The 21,360-nt window shown below is 61.8% G+C and carries 21 protein-coding genes; 8 read left to right on the forward strand and 13 right to left on the reverse strand.

All coding sequences use genetic code 11. The annotated features are described in order from the left end of the window. Positions 1–11: 11 nt before the first annotated feature. Complete coding sequence (locus tag AB4Z19_RS02450) at positions 12–1,214, forward strand: DUF4861 family protein (RefSeq protein ID WP_442023919.1); 1,203 nt, start codon at positions 12–14, stop codon at positions 1,212–1,214. A gap of 115 nt (positions 1,215–1,329) precedes the next feature. On the opposite strand, the gene mctP is transcribed toward AB4Z19_RS02450, so the two are convergent. The 4 genes from mctP to AB4Z19_RS02470 are packed head-to-tail and all read right to left on the reverse strand — an operon-like array spanning position 1,330 to position 4,272. Further along, positions 1,330–2,826 carry a monocarboxylate uptake permease MctP gene (mctP, locus tag AB4Z19_RS02455; RefSeq protein WP_442023937.1) on the reverse strand — a complete coding sequence of 499 codons (1,497 nt, stop codon included), beginning with the start codon at positions 2,824–2,826 and terminating at the stop codon, positions 1,330–1,332. Further along, positions 2,826–3,005 (reverse strand): DUF3311 domain-containing protein, encoded by a 180-nt coding sequence (locus tag AB4Z19_RS02460; RefSeq protein ID WP_442023917.1) that lies wholly within the window; start codon positions 3,003–3,005, stop codon positions 2,826–2,828. Before AB4Z19_RS02460 ends, mctP begins: the two co-directional genes overlap by 1 nt. A gap of 28 nt (positions 3,006–3,033) precedes the next feature. After that, complete coding sequence (locus AB4Z19_RS02465) at positions 3,034–3,402, reverse strand: cupredoxin domain-containing protein (RefSeq protein WP_442034141.1); 369 nt, start codon at positions 3,400–3,402, stop codon at positions 3,034–3,036. 3 nt (positions 3,403–3,405) lie between these two features. Then, the gene (locus AB4Z19_RS02470; protein WP_442027891.1) at positions 3,406–4,272 is read right to left on the reverse strand and encodes a metallophosphoesterase family protein; all 867 of its coding nucleotides are present in this window, start codon (positions 4,270–4,272) and stop codon (positions 3,406–3,408) included. 119 nt (positions 4,273–4,391) lie between these two features. On the opposite strand from AB4Z19_RS02470, the gene AB4Z19_RS02475 reads away from it, so the two are divergent. After that, complete coding sequence (locus AB4Z19_RS02475) at positions 4,392–4,913, forward strand: sigma-70 family RNA polymerase sigma factor (protein ID WP_442027890.1); 522 nt, start codon at positions 4,392–4,394, stop codon at positions 4,911–4,913. Beyond that, positions 4,910–5,593 (forward strand): anti-sigma factor, encoded by a 684-nt coding sequence (locus AB4Z19_RS02480; RefSeq protein ID WP_442027889.1) that lies wholly within the window; start codon positions 4,910–4,912, stop codon positions 5,591–5,593. Before AB4Z19_RS02475 ends, AB4Z19_RS02480 begins: the two co-directional genes overlap by 4 nt. Here the strand turns inward: AB4Z19_RS02480 and galB are convergent. The 5 genes from galB to AB4Z19_RS02505 all read right to left on the reverse strand — a co-directional run bounded on the left by galB (position 5,565) and on the right by AB4Z19_RS02505 (position 10,652). Further along, positions 5,565–8,339 carry a beta-galactosidase GalB gene (gene galB / locus AB4Z19_RS02485; protein ID WP_442034145.1) on the reverse strand — a complete coding sequence of 925 codons (2,775 nt, stop codon included), beginning with the start codon at positions 8,337–8,339 and terminating at the stop codon, positions 5,565–5,567. The genes AB4Z19_RS02480 and galB overlap by 29 nt on opposite strands. Positions 8,340–8,451: 112 nt before the next feature. Continuing rightward, the gene (arsH, locus tag AB4Z19_RS02490) at positions 8,452–9,165 is read right to left on the reverse strand and encodes an arsenical resistance protein ArsH (protein ID WP_442028175.1); all 714 of its coding nucleotides are present in this window, start codon (positions 9,163–9,165) and stop codon (positions 8,452–8,454) included. After that, on the reverse strand, positions 9,162–9,869 hold the full coding sequence (locus AB4Z19_RS02495) for an aquaporin (RefSeq protein ID WP_442028174.1): 708 nt from the start codon (positions 9,867–9,869) through the stop codon (positions 9,162–9,164). The genes arsH and AB4Z19_RS02495 overlap by 4 nt, the downstream gene beginning before the upstream one ends. Then, positions 9,866–10,345, reverse strand: a complete 480-nt coding sequence (locus AB4Z19_RS02500) for an arsenate reductase ArsC (protein WP_442028173.1) — start codon at positions 10,343–10,345, stop codon at positions 9,866–9,868. Before AB4Z19_RS02500 ends, AB4Z19_RS02495 begins: the two co-directional genes overlap by 4 nt. Position 10,346: 1 nt before the next feature. Further along, the gene (locus tag AB4Z19_RS02505; RefSeq protein WP_442028172.1) at positions 10,347–10,652 is read right to left on the reverse strand and encodes an ArsR/SmtB family transcription factor; all 306 of its coding nucleotides are present in this window, start codon (positions 10,650–10,652) and stop codon (positions 10,347–10,349) included. Positions 10,653–10,845: 193 nt separating this feature from the next. Here AB4Z19_RS02505 and AB4Z19_RS02510 point away from each other — a divergent pair, with 193 nt between their 5' ends. Further along, positions 10,846–12,582 (forward strand): methyl-accepting chemotaxis protein, encoded by a 1,737-nt coding sequence (locus AB4Z19_RS02510; RefSeq protein WP_442028171.1) that lies wholly within the window; start codon positions 10,846–10,848, stop codon positions 12,580–12,582. Here AB4Z19_RS02510 and AB4Z19_RS02515 read toward each other — a convergent pair. Further along, positions 12,579–13,457 (reverse strand): LysR substrate-binding domain-containing protein, encoded by an 879-nt coding sequence (locus AB4Z19_RS02515; RefSeq protein ID WP_442034147.1) that lies wholly within the window; start codon positions 13,455–13,457, stop codon positions 12,579–12,581. The genes AB4Z19_RS02510 and AB4Z19_RS02515 overlap by 4 nt on opposite strands. A 104-nt stretch (positions 13,458–13,561) precedes the next feature. On the opposite strand from AB4Z19_RS02515, the gene AB4Z19_RS02520 reads away from it, so the two are divergent. Then, complete coding sequence (locus tag AB4Z19_RS02520) at positions 13,562–13,945, forward strand: tautomerase family protein (RefSeq protein WP_442029792.1); 384 nt, start codon at positions 13,562–13,564, stop codon at positions 13,943–13,945. An 11-nt stretch (positions 13,946–13,956) separates the two neighbouring features. Continuing rightward, positions 13,957–14,244, forward strand: coding sequence for a hypothetical protein (locus AB4Z19_RS02525; RefSeq protein WP_442029790.1), 288 nt, complete (start codon positions 13,957–13,959; stop codon positions 14,242–14,244). Here AB4Z19_RS02525 and AB4Z19_RS02530 read toward each other — a convergent pair. The 3 genes from AB4Z19_RS02530 to AB4Z19_RS02540 form a co-directional block, all read right to left on the reverse strand. Next, positions 14,156–15,733 carry a glycosyltransferase family 39 protein gene (locus AB4Z19_RS02530; RefSeq protein WP_442034149.1) on the reverse strand — a complete coding sequence of 526 codons (1,578 nt, stop codon included), beginning with the start codon at positions 15,731–15,733 and terminating at the stop codon, positions 14,156–14,158. The genes AB4Z19_RS02525 and AB4Z19_RS02530 overlap by 89 nt on opposite strands. A gap of 75 nt (positions 15,734–15,808) precedes the next feature. Then, on the reverse strand, positions 15,809–16,807 hold the full coding sequence (locus AB4Z19_RS02535; RefSeq protein WP_442028866.1) for a Kelch repeat-containing protein: 999 nt from the start codon (positions 16,805–16,807) through the stop codon (positions 15,809–15,811). Positions 16,808–16,820: 13 nt separating this feature from the next. Then, positions 16,821–17,531, reverse strand: coding sequence for an SDR family NAD(P)-dependent oxidoreductase (locus AB4Z19_RS02540; protein WP_442028865.1), 711 nt, complete (start codon positions 17,529–17,531; stop codon positions 16,821–16,823). Between the two features lie 188 nt (positions 17,532–17,719). On the opposite strand from AB4Z19_RS02540, the gene AB4Z19_RS02545 reads away from it, so the two are divergent. Both AB4Z19_RS02545 and AB4Z19_RS02550 read left to right on the forward strand, forming a co-directional pair. Continuing rightward, on the forward strand, positions 17,720–20,107 hold the full coding sequence (locus AB4Z19_RS02545) for a TonB-dependent receptor (RefSeq protein WP_442034151.1): 2,388 nt from the start codon (positions 17,720–17,722) through the stop codon (positions 20,105–20,107). Next, positions 20,107–21,225: a glycerophosphodiester phosphodiesterase gene (locus tag AB4Z19_RS02550; protein WP_442034152.1), complete on the forward strand. Its 1,119-nt coding sequence runs from the start codon at positions 20,107–20,109 to the stop codon at positions 21,223–21,225. The genes AB4Z19_RS02545 and AB4Z19_RS02550 overlap by 1 nt, the downstream gene beginning before the upstream one ends. Positions 21,226–21,360: the final 135 nt, after the last annotated feature.

Below are 21,360 nucleotides of genomic sequence, written 5' to 3' on the forward strand. Positions count from 1 at the left end.
GGGAAACACCGATGCACAAACTGCTCTTCCTGTCCCTCGCTTTGCCGCTGGCAGCGACTGCTGCCGAGCGCATGACTGTCACTGTCATCAATGATCTCGATGCGCCGCGTCCTTCCGAGACGGTTGCCGTGCCGTGGACTTCCGTGAACACCGCATTGCCGGGCGCGCGCCTGCAGCAGATCGTGGTGAAGGACGAGAAGGGCAATGTGCTGCCTTATCAGGTGACCAATGTGGCGCCGCAGCTGAAGGACCCGAAGAACGTCGGCGCGGCGTATGGCGAGCTGCTGTTCCAGCACGATTTCGCGAAAGGCGAGAGGACCGCGCACTTCACGGTCGAGAAGATCGACGGCGTGGCGCCTGTGTTCCCGGCCAAAACTTTCGGCCGCTACGTGCCTGAGCGTCTGGACGATTTCGCGTGGGAGAACGACAGGATCGGCCACCGCATGTACGGTCCCGCGCTGGCCGCGCCGGCACCGGCCGGCTCGGGCAAGGAAGTCCTCGTCACCAGCGGCATCGATATCTGGTTCAAGCGCGTCAGCTATCCGATCGTCGACCGCTGGTACAACAAGGGGCATGACCATTACCACGTGGATGAAGGCGAGGGGATGGACATGTACAACGTCGGCACTTCGCGCGGCCTTGGCGGTACCGGCATCTGGGATGGTCAGCGCCTGTGGGCCGGCCGTAATTACGCGACGTGGAAAGTGCTGGCGAACGGTCCGGTGCGCACCGTGTTTGAAGTGACGTACGAAACCTGGGATGGCGGCGGCGTGGCCGTTTCCGAAACCAAGCGCATCTCGCTGGATGCTGGCCAGCAGTTCGACCGCGTCACCAGCGTTTTCCAGTTCGGAAAACCTGAACTGACCGTGGCTGTCGGCGTGAACAAGACGCCGTCGGACAAGGATCAGGATGCGAAAGTGGAAGTGGCCAACGATGCGGCCAGCGGCGCTGTGCTGCAATGGGTGCAGCAAAAGAGCAAAGGCGACTTTGGGACGGCGATTGCCATTGCCAACGGCAGCACGTCCTTCGCGCAGGACGACAAGAACTCCCTGCTGCTGGTCAAGGTCAAATCGGGCGAGCCGCTGCACTACCTGATGGGCGCCGCCTGGAACCGCGCCACCGACATCAAACGCATGGACCAGTGGCGCGCGCTGGTTGCGGATTTCGTCACGCGCGAACGCAACCCGCTCAAGGTCGCCACCGAGGCGAAGTAAGCTACAGCCGTCCTGCAACCCACACGCACGGCGGTGCCTTAACCTTCCGGGATATCGATGGCGCTGGTGGGCGCCGGGGGATTGACGTGGCGCGCCGGCGCCACGCCCTTACTGCTTAAGCCTTGGCAGGTGCGCCGGCTTTTTGCGAGCCCATTGCCAGCTGGATGACAGATGCGACGATGATGTTCAGGATCAGCGCCACCAGGCCGGTATAGATCGTGTAGCTTTCACCGCCCAGCATATAGGTGTGCACTGGTTTGATGCCGTCGGCCAGTGCCAGCCAGCTGCCTGCCACCAGGCCGGTCGCCCAGCCGGCCAGCAGGGCCGGTGCGCGATACCAGCTAAGCCACAGACCGAACACCACAGCCGGGAAGGTCTGCAGAATCCACACGCCGCCCAGCAGCTGCAGGTCCAGTGCGAACTTGGTCGGCAGGAACAGGATGAACACCAGCGCGCCCACTTTCACCACCAGCGAAACCATCTTCGCCACTTTCGCTTCGCCTTCCGGCGTGACGTTGGAATTGACGTAAGGCTTCCAGAAATTGCGGGTGAACAGATTGGCCGCACCGATCGACATCACCGCCGCCGGCACCAGCGCGCCAATCGCAATGGCCGCAAAGGCAAAGCCTGCGAACCAGCTTGGGAACAGGGCGTTGAACAGCGCCGGCACCACGTCGTTATTGGTGGCGACCTTCAGGTGTGCCGCATAAGCCATGAAGCCCAGCAGAGCGATCAGGCCAAGCAGGATGGTGTACGCAGGCAGGAACACCGCATTCTTGCGAATGGTATCGGCGCTCTTGGCGGCAAAGATACCGGTCAGCGTATGCGGATACATGAAGGCAGCCAGCGCGGAGCCCAGTGCCAGGGTGGCGTAAGGCAGCAACTGCGGCTGTTTCAGCGTCAGGCCGGTGTTGCCGCCTTTTGCAGCAAAGGCGTCGCTTGCGGCGCTGAACACGGCGCCGTAGCCGCCCAGCTTCGCAGGCACCAGCACCACGGCGACCAGCACCACGATGTAGATCATCAGGTCCTTGACGAAGGCAATCAGCGCCGGTGCGCGCAGGCCTGCGGAGTAGGTGTAAAGGGCCAGCACGATGAAGGCGGCAGCCAGCGGCAGTTCGCCCGTCAGGCCCAGTGCTTTGATGACCACTTCCATACCCACCAGCTGCAGTGCGATGTACGGCATGGTGGCGACCACGCCGGTCAGCGCCACCGCGAATTCCAGCGAGCGCGAACCGTAGCGGCCATACACCACGTCCGCCGCCGTCACGTGGCCGGCAGCGTGCGATGCCTTCCACAGCTTCGGCATGATGATGAAGACGATCGGATAAACGATGATGGTATAGGGCAGGGCGAAGAAGCCGTAGGCGCCGACTGCATATACCAGCGCAGGCACCGCGATCACGGTGTAGGCGGTATAGAAGTCGCCGCCGACCAGGAACCAGGTGATCCAGGTGCCGAAGTTACGGCCGCCCAGGCCCCATTCCTGCAGGTCGCCGCCGCCGTGTTCAGTGCCGCCGCCTTGCCAGCGGGAGGCCAGGAAACCCATCACAGTGACGAGCACGAAGAAGAAGATGAAGACGCCAAGCGCCACCCAGTTGATCTGCATGTCCATCATTCCTCTCCCTTGTTTTTGCCGTTCTTATAAACGATCCAGATCAGCAGGGAAGTGACTGGCACCCAGGCGAACTGGTACCAGTAAAAGAATGGGAAGCCGAACAAGCGGGGTTCCTCGATATTGTATAAAGGCGTGAGTAGCAGCCCGAGGAAGGGCAGCAGAAGCAGGATACGCATGGCATCTCCTCTATTAGAGAGTTTTTATTTAGTCCACCACTACGATCCGCCCTGACATTTCCTCGTGGCCGCTGCCGCAAAAGTTATCGCACAAGAAGTCGAACTTGCCCGCCTTCTGAGGAGTGAAACGTACTTCGGTCACCTTGCCCGGAGGTAGATCAGCACGGATGCCCAGTTCCGGCACTTTGAATCCGTGCACGAAATCGAGTGAAGTGATCGCCAGCACCACCGCTTGGCCCTTTTTGACCGTGATCTCTTCGGGCGTGTAATGGAAGCGCTGGGCAACGACTTTGATTGTAACCTCATCGCCGGAAGCTTGCTGCGGGCGCGCTGCCCAGGCGCCTGCCAGCAAGGCGCTGCTGAGCAGAACGGTAGTTAATGTCCTGATTTTGTTCATGATTTATACCGTAAGTTCGTTGAAAGTCTGACCTGGCGCATGCACCTCGCGGAAGCCCAGGCCTTTGTAGGGATGCTCCGCGTCCCAGGGCAGGGGCAGGCGTTTGTCCTGCGAGCCGGGGGCGGGCAGGGGGAAGATCAGGGACTTGGAGGCGTGGTGCTGAATATGGGCGGTCTGGTGGTGGTGCTCCTGGTGAATGTGGCCGTAGAATATGGTGACGTTCTGGTAGGGCATGAGCGCGGCCATGACCTTGTCGCCGTCGCGCGTGGCCCAGTCCCATTTCGGTACCAGGTCGAACAGAGGGCGGTGGGTCAGGATCACGATGGGCGCGCCGCCTGGCACCTTGGCCAGCTCGGTTTTCAGCCAGGCGATCTGCTCATCGCCCACTGCGGCGCCGGGATCGGAGACGTTATCCAGCGCGATGAAGTGCACGCCGCGGTGGTTGAAGGTGTAGTGGGTGGGGCCGAACAGTTCGATGAAGGCTGCGCCGCGGTCCAGCGAGGCGTCGTGCTCGCCGGGCAGGTAGTAGTGCTGCTTGACCTTCAGATCGGCGACGATCTCCTTGAACTGGCGCATGCGGCGGCGGCGCTCGTCCTGGTCGTCGGTGGTGTGGGTCAGGTCGCCGGTGAAGACGATGAAGTCCGGCTGTACTGGCAGGGCATTGACGGCGGCTACCGCTTTAGGCAGGGTGATGGCGGCATCGGGATTGGCGGCGCCTTTGAAGCCCCAGTGGGTATCGGACAGCTGGACGAAGTAGAAATCGTCATTGCGGCCGCCCGCTGCCATCTGAGCGCAGCCGGCCAGGCCGGAAGCGAATACGGCGCCTCCGCCGAGGGCGGCAAGCTGTAGAAAGTCACGACGGTTTAACATGGCATGCTCCTTTGTGGTGGGTCTGTTCAGTAGACGCGGGAGCTGATTGAAATATTCCCGAAAAAAGACGGGAATAAACTGCGGGGCAGATACGTCTGGTATATGAAGGAGGTATTTTGTTGACTGCAAACAGGCCGCGCTTTGAAGCGACAGTGCTGCCGCATCTGGATGCGGCCTTTAACCTTGCATGCTGGCTGCTACACGATGACCAGGCTGCCCAGGACGTGGTCCAGGATGCCTGCCTGCGCGCCTGGCGTTTCTTCGACAGCCTGCGTGGCGAGTCGGTGAAGCCCTGGCTGCTCAGTATCGTGCGCCACGCGTGCTTCGACTATCTGCGGGCGCGCAAGCACGAGCCGCTGCCGATGGACGAGGAAGAAGAGGACGAGCGGCCCGATGAAACGGCCGGGCCGCAGGAGCTGCTGCTGGCGCGCGTGCGCCGCGAACAGGTGGATCAGGCGATCCGCGCCTTGCCGTGGGCGTTTCGCGAGGCGATCATCCTGCGTGAGCTGGAGGCGCTGCCGTATGAGGATATTGCGCGCATCACGGATGTGCCCATGGGGACGGTGATGTCGCGCCTGTCGCGAGCCCGTAAATTATTGCGCCAGTCCCTGAGTGGACTGGGCGAGGAACAGGCATCATGAAGCAGACTGACGACGAACTGGGTGCGCTGCTGCGCGAGAAGGCCAGCTACCATACCGCACCGACCGCGCTGCGGCAGGCGATCCTAAAAGACATTGCGCCTGCCGCGCCGCAGAAGTCCGGCTGGCGCTGGCTTGATGTGCTGCGTCCCGGCGCGCCATGGCTGGCCAGCGGATTCGCTGCGGGCATGCTGGCCTTGTGGCTGGTGCAGCCCATGCTGGCGGCGCGGCCGCCTGCCGATATGACCGCGCTGCTGCTGGACAGCCATCTGCGCTCGCTGCAGGTGGATCATCTGACGGATGTGCAGTCCACGGATCAGCATACGGTCAAGCCGTGGTTTGCGGGCAAACTCGATTACACGCCGCCGGTTCGCGACTTTGCGGCGCAAGGCTTCCCGCTGGCCGGTGGACGGCTGGAAGTGCTGCAAGGACGCACGGTGGCCGTGCTGGTGTATCGCCACCGTCTGCACTGGATCAATATGTTCGTACAACCCGCTGCGACTGCAACCACGTCGGCCACGCCGGTTACCACGGCTACCGCGCCACGCCAACTGCCCAGCCAGCGCGGCTTCCAGCTCGTGCAGTGGCAGGGCGACGGCATGCAGTACACCCTGCTGTCCGACCTGAATGGGCCGGAGCTGATGCAGCTGGCGGCTATTTCGTCCGGCGCGGCTGCACGCTAAGCGACGCGCCCTGCAAGCCGTCCGCGCTGGCGCGCACGGTGATTGCGCCGCTGGCGCCGGGCTTGGCGCGCACGATGGCGAGCACCAGTCCATTAAAGGCCGCACGCTCAGGCGATTGGAAGGACACGAAGCTCGTCGCATCACCGTTGTCGGTCGCCACCAGTTCACCCGGGCCATCCACGCTGAAGCGCACATGATTATTGGCGCGCGGCACCGTCCGTCCATCCTTATCCACGATGCGGACCGTGATGAAGGACAGGTCGCGGCCATCGGCATCGATGGTGCTGCGATCGGCGCTGACCGCCAGCGCAGCCGGAGCGCCAGCCGTCTTCACCGTCTCGCGTGCCCATTCCTTGCCATCCTTGTAGGCCACCACACTGATTTCGCCCGGCTCGTAAGTCACATAATCCCAGCGCAGGCGATAGGCATAAGGCGCCTTCTTCTGGCGGCCCTGCGATTTACCGTTGACGAACAGTTCCGCCTCATCGCCCGAGGTGAAGACGTGTACCGGCGTGACTTCGCCAACGCGGTCCGGCCAGGTCCAATGCGGCAGAATGTGCGCCATTGGCAGATCCGGACGCCAGCGCGACTGGTAAAGATAGAAGCGGTCTTTTTTGAAGCCCGCCATGTCGATGATGCCGAAGTAGGAGCTGCGCGCGCCGTAGTAGGGCGTTGGCTCGCCGAGGTAGTCGAAGCCGGTCCACACGAATTCGCCCGCCGTGTAAGGATTCTGGTCCAGTGCGCCGAAAGCACGGTCGGCCGAGCTGCCGAAATCTGCCGCGAAGAGTTCATAGGCGCTGACCTGCTGCGTTTTCGGATCGCCGCCCGCGCCGGGGCGTACCGCCGCACTGAACACACCCGGCACCGGAAACTGGTACTCGCCGCGGCTGGACACCGCCGCCGCACTTTCCGTATGCAGGATCGCCTTGTTCGGGAACTTCTCATGGAAGAAGGGGAACTGGCCGGGCAGGGTGCGGATACCGGTGCCCTGGTAATTCAGGCTGATGACGTCCATCTCGGCCGGCAGCGGCATGTCGGACTTGGCATAGTTCATGGCGTTGGTGGCAGGGCGGCTGCTGTCTTCCTCGCGCACGATGCGCACCAGCTCCGCACCAATCTTCGCGCCCGCTTCGCCGGTGTACTGCTCGCCGACCTCATTCCCCACGCTCCACATGATGATGGACGGATGATTGCGGTCACGGCGCAGCATGGCGCGCAGGTCCGGCTCATGCCATTCAGGGAAGATCAGGTGGAAATCGAGCGGCGTTTTCTTGCGCTCCCATGAATCGAAAATCTCATCGACCACCATCATGCCCATGCGGTCCGTCAGTTCCAGTAATTGCGGATCGGGCGGGTTGTGGCTCATGCGCACGGCGTTGGCGCCCATTTCCTGCAGCATTTGCAGCTGGCGCTCTGCGGCGCGCACATTGAAGGCGGAGCCCAGCGAGCCGAGGTCGTGGTGGTTGTTCACGCCCTGGATCTTGATCTTTTCGCCGTTCACAGTCAGGCCCGTGCCGTCGAAGCGCACGGTGCGGATGCCGAAGGGCGTGGTATAGCGGTCGACTACGCGGCCATTCTGGCGCACGGTCGTCACCATGGCGTAGCGGTTGGGCTTCTGCGTCGGCAGCGGCCCCCACAGACGCGGATTCGCCACGGTCGCTTCGCCCGACACACTGGCGCTGCCGCCCGCCTCGATGGTCGCACGCTGCGTGTTCAACGCGCTTGACGCGCCGATCGCAGCCGATCCACCAGGCGCTACCCGTGCGCCTGCCGCGGCCGCCCGGCCCGAAGCATCCGGTGTTCCCGACACTGCAATGGCCTTGCCAGTCGGCTTGCCTTGCTCATCGAGCGCAAACAGTTCAGTGCTCACGTCCACGTTCGCGGCAGCGCCGCCATCGTTATCCACCGCTACCTGCCAAACGATTTTGGCTGACTCGCGCGACACATCCGGGGTCGACACGTGCACACCCCATTGCGCCACGTGCACCGGCTCGGTCTTGGTCAGCCACACATTGCGATACAAGCCCGCGCCCGGATACCAACGCGCCGACTCCGGCGGATTATCCAGCCGGATCGCCAGCTGGTTAGCCGCGCCCGGTTTCAGATAAGGCGTGAGATTGATGCGGAAGGAGTTGTAACCATATGGCCAGCCGCCAGCCAGCTGCCCGTTGACCCACACGCTGGCGTAAGACATGGCACCATCCACGTCCAGGAAAATCGACTTGCCCTTATCGCTTGCCGGCAGTTCCAGCTTCTTGCGATACCAGGCGGGTCCCCAGGTCTTCAGGCGCCCCATGCCGCCGTAAGGGCCGGTAGTCAGGAAGGGACCTTCAATCGCCCAGTCATGCGGCAATTGCACGGCGTGCCATGCACGGTCGTCGTAATCCACGCGAGTAAAGGGCGCATCAATCGCGGGCTGTTGCGTGGGCCTCACATAGCGCCGTGCCGGGTCCTTGATGAAAGCATTGCCGCTTGGGAGAATCCAAGGCTTCAGCAACGGCACATTGCCGCGCGCGATGCGTGCTGCCTCTTCCGGCATCGCATCGGCAGCCTTGCCGTCGGCAGACTCTTTTACTTCGGGACGAATATCGTAGAGATAGGGCGCGGAATTGCCATTCGGATCGCCAAGCTGGAAACGCCAGCCGTCATTGAAAGGCAGGTGCTGGCGTTCGGCCAAGGCCGGCACGCTGGCCAGCATTGTTGCGGCCAGCAGCATGCCGTGCCAGGGGTGACGCAAATGGTTCAAGAGTCCTCCGAAAAAGATAGCCGGATTGCGGGTAGCGTATCTTATTCGCCGGATGTGGTGCGAAGCTATTCCTTATCTGAAGGGCAGCATGCCAAAATCATATGGCTTAAAACTAGATTTTGGCTATCTGGCGATCAATGGCGGCGCGTGCGCGCTCATTTCGCTCGCTGTAGCGGTCCGTCAGATAATCGGTGCGGCCGCGCATCAGCAGCGTCATCTTGAACAGCTCCTCCATCACATCCACCAAGCGGTCGTAATAGGCGGATGGACGCATGCGGCCTGCATCGTCGAACTCTTTATACGCCATTGGTACCGACGATTGGTTAGGGATCGTGAACATGCGCATCCAGCGCCCCAGCAGGCGCAAAGTATTGACGACGTTGAAGGATTGCGAGCCGCCACACACCTGCATCACTGCCAGCGTTCGTCCCTGGCTTGGACGCACCGCGCCTTGTTCCAGCGGAATCCAGTCAATCTGATTCTTCATCACCGCAGTAATGGCGCCATGCCGTTCAGGGCTGCACCATACCTGGCCCTCGGACCACAGGCAGAGGTCGCGCAGCTCGACAACCTTGGGATGCGTTTCCGGCACGCTGCCGACCATGGGCAGCTCCATCGGGTCAAAAATCTTCACTTCGGCGCCCAAGTGTTCAAGAATGCGCGCCGCTTCGAAGGTCAGGAAGCGGCTGAAGGAACGCTCGCGCAGCGAGCCATACAGCATCAGGATGCGTGGCGGATGCGATAAATCGCCTTGCGGCGCAAGCTTCTCCGGAGACGGAATGTCCAGCAGTTCGGCTTTGATATTGGGCAGATCAGGAATGCTCATACTTTGAATTCACTTGGTGCTACTGTGCCGCCGGCGGTGGCGTCGGCAGGCGGCGCCGGGTACAGCCAGCAGAAGAAAACCGTCGATACCGCCATGCCGGCCAGTTGCGCCAGGATGAAACCTGGTGCATCGACAGGGCGGATGCCGGCGAAGGTGTCGCTGGCACTGCGCGCCAGCGTTACGGCGGGATTGGCGAAGGAGGTCGATGAAGTAAACCAGTAGGCGGACGTGATGTACGCGGCTACCGCAAACGGCGTAATGGATGGGCGGCTACGCGAGCAGCCGATGATGACGCCGACCAGCCCGAAGGTCGCAATAAATTCGCTCCACCACTGCGGCACGCCTGTGCGTGCGTGCGCGGACGCGAAGAACGCCGGCTCACCGAACATCGCATGCGCGGCAGCTACACCCGCAAAGGCGCCCAGCACTTGCACCGCGATGTAAGGCAGCACCTCGGCGAATGGAATATTGCGCTGCATGGCTTCGGACAGCGTCACCGCCGGATTAAAGTGCGCGCCGGAGATCGTGCCGAACATCAGAATCAGCGCAACCAGACCGGCGCCGGTGGCGATAGTGTTGGCGAGCAGCGCGATGGCGACATTGCCGCCCGCGAGCCGCTCGGCCATGATGCCCGAGCCGACCACCACGGCCAGCAGCATTGCTGTGCCGACTGCTTCGGCTGCCAGGCGGCGCGAGAGGGTCATGCCAGAACCTGTCCGATGCGATTCAACTCCGCCTGCATGCGGGCGGGGTCATGTTTCAGTTCTTCCAGCGGCAGCGCGAAGAAGGCTTCGATACGCGCGCGCAGCGTGCGGTAGGCGTGCATGAAGGCCGCATCAATTTCTTCGTCCGTACCCGTGGCGTGGGCTGGATCTTCCACGCCCCAGTGCGCGCGCATGACCGGGCCGAGATAGGCCGGACAGGTTTCGCCTGCGGCACTGGCGCATACAGTGATCACGATGTCCGGCGTCACCGGCAGGTTGTCCCAGGACTTGCTGTAATAGCCCTCGGTGACAATGCCTTCCTTTGCCAGCAATGCCAGCGAGCGCGGATGAATGTAGCCTGCGGGCTTGCTGCCTGCGCTGATGGCGCGCCAGCCTTCCGGCGCGAGATGATTGAAGGTGGCTTCGCCAAGAATGGAGCGGCAGGAATTGCCGGTGCAGAGAATCAGAACGTTCATATTATCGGGTCGCGGCGCAGCTCGCGCCGCCGCAGCAGTTATCGGTAAGGTAAGACAGCAAGCCGTCCATGGTGTCGAAGTTGGCGCTGTAGATGACGAAGCGCCCATCCTGGCGCGCTTCAATTAGTCCGGCATTGGTCAGCTCCTTCAGATGGAAAGAAAGTGAGGAGGGCGCGATACCCAGTTTCTCCGCAATTTTGCTGGCGATCAGGCCCTCAGGACCGGTACGCACGAGCAGGCGGAATGTGTTCAGGCGCGCTTCCTGCGCCAGCGCCGATAAGGCAGCGAGTGCCGCTTTGGTTTTCATTTTAATTCGATAATTCAACGATTATCGAATTATATACCGAGCTTCATAACTTAGTTGTACGCCCGCATCAGAACGCCATGCTGAGCGTGAAAATTCACATCGCCGGTGATACTCTGATTGTTACATTGTTGCAGTCGAGATGTTGCAATCTCAGCATGCATAAGTGTTTGCTCATACTCACCGGAGAATCAGAATGCGGAAATTCACGATACGCCAATGTTTCGTTGCGCTGGCAACGGTGCTTGGTCTGCTGATGGCGATCATTGTCATGGCGGCGATGGCCGTCAATCGCAGCAACGATGAACTGAACCGCGTTAATCACAGCCGCTATGAGTCCTATCTGCTGGCGGCCGAACTGCGTCAAAGTTCGGATGACCTGACCCGTCTCGCGCGTACCTATGTTGTGACGGGCGATGAACAGTACGAAAAGCAGTACCAGGCGATTCTCGATATCCGCGACGGCAAGCGCGCGCGTCCCGAGCATTATGAACGCATCTACTGGGACTTCGTCGCGGCGGACGGCCAGGCGCCGCGCCCCGATGGCAAGGCCGCGCCGCTGATCACGCTGATGAAGGAAGCGGGCTTCACGGATGCCGAACTGGCAAAATTGACCGAAGCGAAAAACGTCTCCGACGATCTGGTGAAAACCGAAGTGATCGCGATGAACGCGGTGAAAGGCCGCTTCGATGACGGCCATGGCAACTTCACGGTCCAGAAAGAGCCGGATCTCGATATGGCACGCCGCCTGATGCATGATCACGCTTATCACGTCAACAAGGCCAAGGTGATGCGGCCTGTGAACGAGTTCTTCACCATGCTGGACGAACGCACCGCAGGGCAGGTGGAAGCGGCCAGCGCCCACGCTGCAGCAATGGCCAGGCTGATTTACGTTCTTCTCGGCGTGGCATTCGCCGTGCTGATCGTGATGCTTGCGCTGATCTATCGCGGCATCACCGGTCCGCTGACGGAAGCGGCAGGCGTTGCGCGCCGCGTGGCGCAGGGCGATCTGAGTGGCCGCATCGAAGTGGACGCCGCCGGTGAAACGGGCCAGCTGATCGAAGCATTGCGCGAGATGCAGCAAGGCCTGGTGCGCATCGTGGGCAGCGTACGTGGTGGCGCCGATAATATTGCGACGGCGGCCAGCGAGATCGCCAGCGGTAACCTTGATCTTTCCGCACGCACCGAAGAGCAGGCAGGCTCGCTGGAAGAGACTGCATCGTCGATGGAAGAACTGACTGCCACCGTCAAGCAGAATGCGAACAACGCACGCCAGGGCAACCAGCTGGCGGCCAACGCATCGGAAGTGGCGGAGAAGGGCGGCGCCGTGGTGCGGCAGGTGGTGGATGTGATGGGCTCCATCAACGAGGCATCACGCAAGATCGTGGACATCATCAGCGTCATCGACGGTATCGCCTTCCAGACCAACATCCTCGCCTTGAACGCGGCGGTGGAAGCGGCCCGCGCGGGTGAGCAGGGACGTGGCTTTGCGGTGGTGGCTTCCGAGGTGCGCAACCTTGCGCAGCGCAGCGGCGCTGCTGCGCGTGAGATCAAGGCCTTGATCGACGATTCCGTCAGCAAGGTCGGCGCAGGAACGCGCCTGGTTGACGAGGCGGGCAGCACCATGCAGGAAGTGGTGGCCAGCGTGCAGCGCGTGACGGACATCATGAGCGAGATCAGCTCTGCCAGCAACGAGCAGTCGGCCGGCATCGAGCAGGTCAATCAGGCCATCACGGAAATGGACCGGGTCACGCAGCAGAACGCGGCGCTGGTGGAGGAGGCCGCAGCGGCAGCGGATGCCATGCAGGAGCAGGCTGCCACGCTGGCGCAGGTGGTCAGCACCTTCCGGTTGGACGCTGCCACTTCCGCGCCAGGCGTAGCGGAGCAATCCCGTTCCGCCGCGCCGCGCGCGCGCCTGTCGCTGGTAGCCTAAACAGGCAGCACTTCGCCCATCGTCTCCAGCAGAATGTCTGCGAGGCGCTTGACGGCGGGATTGGCGTCGCCGCCTGCGCGATGCAGGGACAACGCGACGTGGGGCAGTTTGGGCAGGCCGTAAGTTTTGGGATCAAGCTGCGTCAGGTTCTTCGGCATGCCGAAGGGCGTGCGCAGCGTGATGCCGAGGCCCGCTTCGGCCGCCGCATACAGTCCGGCGAGGCTGGCGCTGACAAACACCAGATGCCATGGGATACCTGCCTTGTCCAATGCGGCAATGCCGGCGCTACGGAATTCACAAGGATTGTCGAACGCCAGCAGCGGCAGCTTTTCGTGCGGCGCGCGGCGCCAGTCGGGGCGGCCTACCCAGATGATGGGCAGTGACGCCACCTTCGTCACCTGATGCGATTTCTCCGGCGTGCCCCAGGCCAGTGCCAGATCGAGCTCGCCTTTTGCGATGCGTTCCTCAAGATGGAAATTGCGCTCGGCGCGCACTTCCACGCGCACCTTCGGATGGGCGCGGGCGAACCGCGCCAGCACGGATGGCAGCCAGTTTTCGGCAAAGTCCTGCGGCAGCCCAAGCCTTACCCAGCCTTCGACTTCAGCGCCGCGCACCGTCTCCACCGCTTCGTCGTTCAATTCCAGGATGCGCCGCGCGTAGCTGAACAGGCTTTCGCCCGCCATTGTCAGTGTCAGGCCGCGCCCGGACTTCTGCACCAGGGCCTGGCCGACCTGTTCCTCCAGCTTGCGCAACTGGGTGCTGACGGCGGATTGCGATCGTCCCAGCCGATCCGCGGCGCGTGCGAAACTGCCCAGTTCAAAGGCGGTAGCGAAGGTACGCAACACGTCCATATCGAGATTCGTGCGGCTTGCCATAGTTCGATTTCTGTAAAGTATTAATTCAAAACATTCTAATTTACAGAAGTATTGTTGTCCCCTAAGATGGTCTTGTCAACCCAATCTTCTTTAAGGAGCACAACATGCCTCTCGTTCATATCAATCTCAGGAAGGGTAAGTCCCGCGAGTACATCAAAGCGGTTGCCGATGGCGTGCATCAGGCGCTGGCCGAAAGTTACAACGTGCCTGCGGATGACCGCTTCCAACTGATTCGCCAGTACGATGCCGACGAATTCATTTACGACGCGGACTATCTGGGTGTGCACCGCACGGACGATCTGGTGATCATCCAGATCACGGCTGGTAGCTGGCGCGATACGGAGACCAAGCAGCGGCTGTATCAAACCATTGTCGCCAACCTGACGCGCGCGACGGGCATCCGGGCGGAGGACGTGTTTGTGTCCCTGGTTGGCGTGGGCAAGGACGACTGGTCCTTCGGCAACGGCCAGGCACAGTACATCAAATAAAGGAGAAGGCCATGAACACCAGAATCGTGATTTCGCTGGCTTTTGCGCTGGCACTGCTGCTCGGCGCGAGCGCGAGCATCGTTGACCTGGCAATGCTCTACACCGGCGCGGCCACGCCGGCACCATTGAGCGCAGCGGTGGCGGCCTTCGGCGCCGCATCAAGCTTCATGCTGATGCTGTTCGCGCTGAGTGATGGATTGACGCAGGCGCTTAGCGGCACAGGGTGGGCGAGTGCGGCGGCAGGTAAGCCCAGCGTACTGCGTGGCGTTCCTGTCCATCGCTACCCCATGCGAGGTTGAAGGTGCCGGAGGCCGGGGCGGACGCGATCATGGCGTCCAGCTCCGGCGCTTGCGGCGAGCCGGCGCGGCGGTCGGTGATCTGGTCGTCCAGCACCATGGCGCCGCAGTTGTAGAGGTCTTCCGGGGTCACCCACGGCGACTTCGCTGCGTCGCCGTCGATCATCACTTCGGCATCGGGCAGGCCGAAAGCGCGCAGATTCCCGCCCAGCCAGAAGTCAGAAGCAATGATGCGCAGCGGCGCATCCGTGTACGAATGCCAGACCAGCCTTGTCGATTGAGCCAGTTCGGCGGCAGGGAAATTGGCGCGCGTGCGCTGCCCTTTGTGATCGGCGATGGCTGTCTTGCTGATGATGCTGCCGGCGCAAATCAGCACCTGCATGACCACCGTAATCGCGATCACCGTTTTCAGCATGCGTGGTGTGAGCACAGGCCGCATCAGCATCACGGCCAGCAGGCCGCTCAGCAGAAAGACGTTGGCGCCCCAGCGTGGCTCCAGTTTATTATGGGTGACCAGGCCAAACAGGACCGTCATCGCCAGCGGCGCGACGCCGGCCAGCCAGATGAACAGCTTGTCGCGCTGCGCCAGGGGCAGCTGAGTCACGACGTCTGCGCGGCGGCGCTGGAAAGCCAGGAAGATCAGCGCCGGCAGGACAGGTGCGAAGCGGTAGAACTGGGTCAGCAGATAGTGCACGACACTGGCGAAATGCGCCTTGGCGCCAACCAGTGGCTGCATGACCGAGTGGGCGTACCTCATCGGTGGAAAGTCGTTGGAGTAAAGCCAAACCACGTGCGGCGAAATGACCAGCGCGAAAATGGCCGCCGCCAGCGCGACGCCAGCGAAAGTGCGGCGATGATGCAGGCTGCGGTCGAACATCAGATAGAGCACGAGTCCGGCCAGTGGCAGCACAGCCACATATTTCACCAGCATGGACAGCCCGGCAAACAAACCAGCGGCCGCCCACCAGCGCATATCGCCGCGGCGCGCGGCGAAGAAGAAGGCCAGGACGGTTGCGGCCTGGAAGGGCAGCATGGCCGTGTTGTGGTTGTACGTGTCGGCGGCGCCGTTATGATAAAAGACGAGTGAGGTCAGCAGCACTGACAGCGCGGCCTGGCGCGTGGGGAGGAATTCCCGCGAAAGGCGCCATACCAGTGCCAGCGCCACGATTACGCCAAGCTGCGAGATTACCAGCGGCAGCCACGCCGAAGGACCGAAAGCGGCCAGCGCCGCATGCATGATCCACGAAGGCAGGGGCGGGTGCTTCCAGTAGCCCGCCTCCAGCGCGGTGCCCCAGACCAGTTGTTCCGACGAGTCGAGGTCAGTCGAAGAGAATGCGAGCGCCCCGACGCCCCACATCAGCACCTGCAGCAGGCCAAGGAGCAGCAGGAACAGCGGCAGGCGCTGGTCGGACAGCAGACCAAGGCGCGGCGATTCTGCGCCGGCATAGGTGGAACGTGGTTGCGGGCGCAGAAGCGGCAGCGGGAAATTCATGTTGGCGGACTAAGAGATATTGCGGCATTGTTTTCTTTGTATCTTAGTGTATCAACATGAATTTTGCGTTAACTATCACTCCACCTTGAAATAAATGACGCTGCCTGTGACCCGCTGGCCACTGCGCATGCCGCCGAACAGGGCATAGCCTCCTTCGACAGGAATCAGGCCGCGGAAGTCCATGCCCGCTTCCGGCAAAGGCTTATGGGCGTGCCATGCACCATTCGCAAAACTGAACACGGCGGCCGATGGTTCGGCGGGCAGCTGGTCGTAGCCGATGCCGTTGTAGTTGTAGGCGCGGCTGCTGCCACCTGCGAACACCACGCGCTGGCCGTCGCCCACTGCGCCGGCACGGTACAAGGGAGCGCCGGGATGCGGTGGAAGCTGGCGCCAGCTGATGCGGCCCGGCTGCGCTGGATCGAGGTCGCCTCCCCAGCATTCCTTGCTGATGGCGAACTGGTTTTTGCCGTCCGGGCCTTTGCTGGACGTTACTCCGTCGCACACCACCATGCGGTCCTGCGCCAGGCCGCCCGCATGGCCGAATACCGGCTTGCCTGGCCAGGGAGTGCCGTTGGCCCATTGCCTGGTCTGCGTATCGTAGATCTGAACGTCTGCGACATTGCCCTTATCGTGCCAGCCGCTGACCAGCACAATCCAGCGGTCGCGCCAGGGCATGGCGACGGTATCGTCGACCGGCACAGGCATCGTGGTTTCGATGTCAAAGCGGCCGGTGTCAGGCGCGTAGCGGAACACTTCCGGCGTGGAGACTTCCTCGCCTTTGGCCGATACCGTGTAGCCGCCGATCAGATAGACCTTGCCTGCGACGGTCAGCGCCACGCTGGCCAGACGGCCCTGATCCACAGGGATTGCTCCGGCTTTGCGCCACTGCTGCGATTTGAGATCGTAGGCGTGCACGTCGTGCGCGATGTCGGCGAAAGTCCTGCCTTGCCCAAGGCCGTAGAAAGCGAACACCTGGTCGCCGGAACGCGCAACAGCCCAGTTGCTGCGCGCCGGCAGGTCCTGGGCTGTTGCGGACATGCTGGCCAGTGCGGCCAGCAGGATCAGTTTAGTCATTTATGCCTTTTGTTTAGTGGCCTGCGCTCTGGCCGCCGTCCACGTGCAGGGTTTCGCCGGTGACGAAAGGTGCGTCTTCGAGGTAGATCACTGCTTTTGCGATATCGCTCGATTCGCCCATGCGGCCCATCGGGTGCAGTTTACCCAGGAACTCGTGGGTTTCTTCACCGTGCATCGGGGTCTTGATGATACCAGGCGACACGGCGTTCACACGGATGCCGCGCTTGGCGTATTCGATAGCCAGCGACTTGGTAGCCGAAGCGATGCCGCCCTTGGTCAGCGAAGCCAGTGCAGACGGCACGCCTTCCACTGCATGCTCAACCAGGGTGGTGGTGATGCTCACGATGTGGCCGCTCTTGTTCTTCTCCATCTGTTCAATTGCCAGCTGGGTCATGTTGAAGAAGCCTGCCGTGTTGGTGCCGGTGATGGCTGCGTAATCTTCAGCGGTGTAGGCGGTGAACGGCTTGGCGATGAAGATGCCCGCATTGTTGATCAAGGTATCGACGCGGCCGAATTTGGTGACGGCTTCGTTGATGACGCGCTGTGCGGTTTCACGGTCGGCCACATCGCCTGCCACGGTGATCACATTCGGATTGTCGGAAGGTTTGATGTTGCGCGAGGTCGCCACTACGCGATAACCCTTATCCAGATAGGCCTGAACGATTGCTGCGCCAAGACCCTGGGATGCACCGGTGACGATTGCGACTTTTTGGTTAAAGCTCATTTTGTTCTCCAAGAGAGAGTTGATTTCGATGACTCCAATGTAGGTTGTGCCGCGGACAGATTGAAGGGCTTTCATGGATCAACACTTTTGCGCGCACGGAACAAGTGCGCCGTCATGAAGGCGTAACAGTTGGTCTCTACTCTGCCGGTCGTTGCAATTACCTCCAACTTAATCGACAGGCAATTCAAATGAAGAAGAATCTCTGCGCGGCTGCAGTGGCATCCGTGATCGCATCCCTCCCTGTGCTGGTGCACGCGCAAGCCGACAACGCAGTGGATGCCGAGGCGGCAGCGGCGACTGCAACGGCAGCAGCTGCGGCGGTGGCTGATGGCCCCATCGCCACCGTGGAAATCGCCACGCACAAGACCCGCTCTGCAGTTGCGATGAACAAGAGCGACATCCAGAAGATCCTGCCAGGTATCAATCCGCTGAAGGCGCTGCAAACCCTGCCGGGCGTGAGCTTCCAGACCGCCGACCCATGGGGTAACAACGAGCAGAATCTCTCGCTGTTCGTGCACGGCTTCAATGGCCAGCAGCTGGGCTACACGCTGGATGGTGTGCCGCTGGGTGATCAGCAGTACGGCAACTACAACGGCCTGTCCCCGCAGCGCGCGGTGACCAGCGAGAACGTGAGCAGTGTGATTCTGTCGACGGGCGCAGGTGACCTGGCGACGGCATCGACCAGCAACCTTGGTGGCACCATTGAAACCTTCACCAGCGATCCGCTCAGCACGCGCAATTTCGCTGCACAGCAGACCCTGGGCAGCTACAAGACTTCGCGCACCTTCCTGCGTTACGACACCGGCACCTTCGGCGACGGCAACAGCGCCTACATCTCCGGCATGCACCAGGAACAGCGCGCCTGGGACTTCCGCGGCCGCCAGGGTGGCGATCAGCTAAACGCGAAATTTATTCATCAAAGCGACAACGGCAAGCTGACTGTCTTCTACAATTTCAACGACAAGACCGAGCCGAACGAAGACGCGACCGTGCACGTGGCCGGCGAAACCAGCGCGCCATACACCCGTCCATTCCTGTATCCGGATTTCCAGGCGGCGCTGTCTTATCTGTCGCCAACCGGCGCGACGCCACCGGCTGAAGGCAATAACTACCGCAACTACTACAGCGACGCGCAGCGTACCGACCATCTGGGCTATGTGAAGTACGACTGGAACATCAACGACACCACCACCTGGTCCAATCAGGTCTACTACCACAACGATCAGGGCGTCGGCGTGGTGGCAGGCCCGATCGGTGTGGCGGGCCTGCCCGCATTGTTCGCGGTGTACTACCCGAACCAGGATCTGAAAAAAGTGTTCGGCAATTCCGGCTACGCGACCCGTACCACCGAGTACAAGATCAGCCGCGGCGGCGTGCTGTCCACGCTGCGCAAGGAACTGGGCGACCATCAGCTGCAGGCTGGCGTGTGGTTCGAACGTAACCGTTCTTCCGCTTACCGCCGCTGGTATGCGCTGGACGTGAACAATCCGTCTACCCCATACGAGCGTCCAACCAATCCGCTGATCACCCAGTACGGCAGTGAGATCGAGAACAAAGTCGTGCAGCTGCACCTGCAGGACGAATGGCGCGTGCGTCCTGACCTGACGCTGCAAGCGGGCTTCAAATCCAGTCTGCAATTCGCGAATGGTGAGTTCCCTGTGCAGCCACTGAAGGGCGCCATCTCGGGCGGTTCGACCGCGCTGCCGGTGGGCGATATCGACACCAAGAAGTGGTTCCTGCCGCAGTTCGGCGGCCGCTGGGATATCGATGCGCAGGACCAGGCTTTCTTCAACGTGCAGAAGAATATGCGCCAGTTCGTGACCTACGGCGGTGGCGGCGTGTCGCCATGGAGCCTGTCGAATCAGGGCGCCTTCGATCTGTTCAAGGCCAACGCCAAGCCTGAGACTTCCGTGACCTACGAGGCGGGCGTGCGCAGCAGCCATCCGCTGAACTGGGGTCCTGTGACGGCCTTCGACAGCCAGATCAACATCTACCACGTGGACTTCCATGATCGTCTGCTGCAAATCAGCCCGACCCCGGTGATTACTTCCATCATTGGCGGCAATCTGGCGGTGCTGTCGAACGTGGGCGATGTGCGCACCAACGGTATTGACCTTTCCGGCACGCTGCACTTTGGCCGTACCTTCTCGTTCTACGATGCGATTTCGTACAACCGCTCCAAGTACGCGGATAACTATGCAAGTGGCACCACGATTGTGCCGACCGCGGGGAAGGCGGTACCAGGCAGCCCGGAATGGATGAACAAGTTCGTCGCCACCCTGAACGTGGCGGACACCGAGTTCCAGCTGATCGGCGACTACGTGGGCAAGCGCTATGCGACCTATACCAACGACCTGTCCGTGAACAGCTACTTCCTGATGAGCCTTGGCGTTTCGGGCAAGCTGCCGTTCCTGAACGGCCCGTGGATCAAGAATGCACGCTATCGTGTTAATGTGAGCAACCTGGCCGACAAGAAGGGCGATTTGCAGGTGGTGGTAGGCGCCGCAACCGGCACCTACAACACTTATCCGATCGCTCCGCGCCAGGGCTTCGTCACCATTTCGGCAGACTTCTGATGACTGCGATCCAACGCTTCCTGTCGCGGCGCGACTTCATTGGCGGACTGGCTGCCACGGCGGGCGCGTTGGCGCTTGCGCCGGGCGGCCTGGCCACCGCCTCGGCGCAGCGTCCCACGCTGTTCGCCCACCGTGGCGCCAGCGCGCTGCGCCCTGAGCACACGCTGGGTTCCTATGCCAAAGCGATTGCGGACGGTGCGGACTACATCGAACCCGATCTGGTCTGTACCAAAGATGGCGTGCTGGTAGCGCGCCACGAGGCGAATCTGAGCGAAACCACTGACGTGGCAAAGCGCTCCGAGTTCGCCAGCCGCCGTGTGCGCAAGACCATCGATGGCGAGACCCACGAGGGCTGGTTCGTGGATGACTTCACGCTGGCCGAGCTGAAGACTCTGCGTGCCGTCGAGCGTATTCCGGTTGACCGTCCGGGCAGCGCGCAGTACGACGGCATGTTCCAGGTGCTGACCTTCGAAGAGATCATCGATTTCGTTGCCGCCACTTCGGCCACCACGGGCAAGGTGATTGGCCTGATTCCTGAGCTGAAGAGTTCCACTTACTTCGCGGGTGTCGGCCTGCCGCTGGAAGACCGTTTCATCGCCACGCTTGCGGCGCACGAGTACACGCGCCGCGCACCGGTGGAGATTCAGTCGTTCGAAATCGCGAACCTGAAGTATGTACGCGAGAAGCTGGGCAGGCGCGCCAATGTGCGCCTGATGCAGCTGGTGGCTGTCGGCGATATTCGTCCACGCGACGTCGTGGCTGCTGGCGGCGCGCTGACTTATGGGCAGATGTGCACACCGGCGGGTCTGCGCGAGATCGCCAGGTATGCGGACGTGGTTGCGCCGCCGACCCGTGGCGTGATTCCGCTGCGGAAGGATGGGCGCTTGGCCGAGCCCCTGCCGATCGTGGCGGATGCTCACGCGGCGGGGCTGCGCCTGGAGACCTGGACCTTCCGTCCGGAGAATCATTTCCTGGCAGCGGACTTCCGCAACGATGCGGGCGATCACGCGCGGAATGAGGCGGGCTCGATCGCCGAGATTCGCCGCTACCTCGCGACGGGGCTGGACGGCTTCTTCACCGACGACCCGGCACTCGGCCGCGCTGCGTTGGACGCCTGAACGGCGGATCAATGATCCGCCCTACGAGGCCTGCGTTGGACGCCTGAACTCGGATTAATGATTCGCCCTACGAGGCCTGCGTTGGACGCATGAACGCGGATTAATGATTCGCCCTACGAGGACTCGCAGGAGGTA

This window comes from Pseudoduganella sp. RAF19 (genome assembly GCF_052114165.1).
In the GTDB taxonomy this organism is placed as follows: Bacteria; Pseudomonadota; Gammaproteobacteria; order Burkholderiales; family Burkholderiaceae_D; genus Rugamonas.